The organism is Coprococcus intestinihominis (assembly GCF_040096555.1).
Lineage (GTDB): Bacteria > Bacillota > Clostridia > Lachnospirales > Lachnospiraceae > Coprococcus_A > Coprococcus_A intestinihominis.
On the sequence record NZ_JBBMEK010000354.1, the window covers coordinates 1 to 2638 of the forward strand.

At 37.8% G+C, this 2638-nt stretch carries 2 protein-coding genes; both read right to left on the reverse strand.

Features of this window, described 5'->3' with window-relative positions:
- Positions 1-165: 165 nt before the first annotated feature.
- The gene (locus tag WMO25_RS17015) at positions 166-1092 is read right to left on the reverse strand and encodes a tyrosine-type recombinase/integrase (RefSeq protein ID WP_178441006.1); all 927 of its coding nucleotides are present in this window, start codon (positions 1090-1092) and stop codon (positions 166-168) included.
- 64 nt (positions 1093-1156) lie between these two features.
- The coding region (locus WMO25_RS17020) for a type I restriction endonuclease subunit R, EcoR124 family (RefSeq protein ID WP_435384324.1) at positions 1157-2638 on the reverse strand (1482 nt) is incomplete at its 5' end.

Sequence of the window (2638 nt, forward strand, 5' to 3'; positions counted from 1 at the left end):
ATGTCAAAACTATATACCACATTACCAATTTCATCCAGCCAGTTAGTATCAATATAATATCTGCCGCACATATTGGTTACTTTCCCTTTCGTTTATTTATGTTCTCTCATTATTCAAGATCAGCGTAAGTACTTCTGTTACAAATTTATTTTACAGTCTACAATTTTACAATCCTGACAAAGTTCTCATAACCAAATCCACATCTTTATTTTCAAGTTCTTGAATAATATGCAGATAAGTTTTCTGGGTCGTTGTCATGCTGGCATGTCCCAATCTCCGGGCCACACTGGCTATTGACACCCCGGCAAACAAAAGCAATGAAGCATGGGTATGTCTGAGACCATGAATAGAAATCTCAGATATACCACACGCTTTGCAATGCCTTGTTAATACATCATTCACTGTTGAATTGTAAATCTTTGCTTCACCAACAAAAATCGGTTCATCTGTCGGCAAATTCTTCGTAAGCTCTGAAAATTTTACAACAATCTGCCAGTCAATCTGAATCTTTCTGACCGAGGATTTGTTCTTTGTCGGCAGAAAACCGCCCTCACCTTTATAATCCCAGGTTTTGCTGATGGATAATGTCTGTCTGGCAAAATCAAAATCTCCGGGTGTAATGGCAAGTGCTTCCGAAAATCGCATACCAGTCTTTGCTACAAGCAAAATAAACCAGTCCCAATTCACTTCTTCCTTTATGTCTAAATCTGCAATCAGTGTATGTAACTCAAACTGGTTTAAATATTTAATCTTTTTTGCCCGAGGAGACTTGCCTTTAATAATGGCCTTTCTGGTTGGATCACGCTCAATCATCCCTTCATCAACCGCATCCAGAATTGCACCCTTTAGCTGATGATGAAAATCCAGCGTAGTCTGTCTCTCATGTTCCTTTGCATAATCATTCAGCAGCTTCTGATAGGCTGTTCTGGTAAGCTCTGACACTTTCAAATTCGGTGCTAATTTCTGTACCCATTTCTGTGTCATTAGATATTTTGCCATTGTAGCATCCCGAATTGCCCCTCTTTTATAAACTTCAATCCACTGCTGATAATAATCATAAAAAAGCTGTTCCTTGTTCGTATCATTTTGCATAAGTCCTCTTCCTTTCTCAAAATAACTTACGCTGATACAAACAATTAATCATCATTGCAGCGTATTATGCAATACGCATTAATGGTTTTACTTCCTCTTTCAGAATCTTTTTCAATTCTGCAATACATTGTGTATAGTATTTGAACTTTGGCAAAGCTTTTTCCTGAGCCGACTTATAGCTTGCATAATCAATCGTTGCTTTAATGACACTCTCATTTGGTATTTCATCATTTCTAAAATGCATCGCTGCATACATGACATCGTCCTTTGATGCATACCATCGAATGCAAAACTCAGAAATTACTTGATCAATACAATCCTGTTTCATATTTTCTACAATATTCAAAATGGATTTGCCTCTGTATTTGGTATCATCTTTCTCAATATCTGTCACCAAATTTGTCATAATATCTGCTACTTTGGCATTATCTTTACGTAACTCATCCACATACTGTTTCACTTCATCAATCTTCTTCTGACGTTCCTCCGGTGTGATATCTTCTTCATCTTCTGAAGGTGTTACAATATTCTGGATCAAATTGATGATATATTCGTAATCGATTTTTATGTTGCTGTAGGCCATCAGCTCATAATCCGGATCAACTTCTACAGGTGGATCCCCATGTTCGCCACCGTCGCCACCTGTTCCAGGTTTAAGCTCTTCCATGACATTCTGGTACCAACCGGCATAATCTTCATATTCCTTTTCAGTAATGCCGTATGTTTCCAACATACTGTCTTCGTATTTTGTGAAGGATTTCAGCTGTGCAAATAATCTATCAAAGGTCTGAAACATTTTTGCAAATACTCTTTTCTCTTTTTCAGACATATTTGCAACAGCGTTTGGTGTTTCAGCAGAAATTCTCAGTGCAGCCAGAGCTTTTCCAAATGCCGATTTTACCTCATCCCAATCTGCTACAAGTGCTGACGCTGTACTTCCTGCAGAATACAATTTCACTGCATTATCTACACTTTGCTTAAACAAAACCGGTGCCTGGGTAGTAACAATCTGACCGTACGCTTTATTTTTATCGAAAATACGATTTGTCCTCGAAAAGGCCTGTATCAGATCATGAGGCCCCATCGGCTGTCTGTCAATAAAAATTGTTGACAAACATGGTGCATCAAACCCTGTCAGCAAACGGTCAACGACAATCACCAAATCCAGCTGTTCATTTCTGCTCTTGAATTTTGCATCTTTCCTCGCCAATCGTTTATTTAAGTTAGCATTATAACTCTGAATTTGTGAAAGATCATATTTTGTACCAAACATTCGATTGTAATCATCCAACGATTTTTGCATCTTTTGCTGATTGACATGAGAACCTTCTTCATTTTCCGTTACCGAATAGGTAATGGCAAACTTTGGAAAATCCGGAAGCACCTGCCTTACTTTTTCGTCGATTTTTAACTCTGTCTCACCATTCTTTACTTTTGTCAGCAGTTCATAATATTTTTGTGCCCGTTCAATAGAACTGGTTGTCAATAATCCTTCATAAGTCTGCCCTTTACCATTCTGAAAACCAAGCTTATAATAAGATTTATT

What these genes read in the sequence shown, in the direction of transcription:
- WMO25_RS17015 (WP_178441006.1), bottom strand. Translation starts at nt 1,092, where the DNA reads ATGCAAAATGATACGAACAAGGAACAGCTTTTTTATGATTATTATCAG.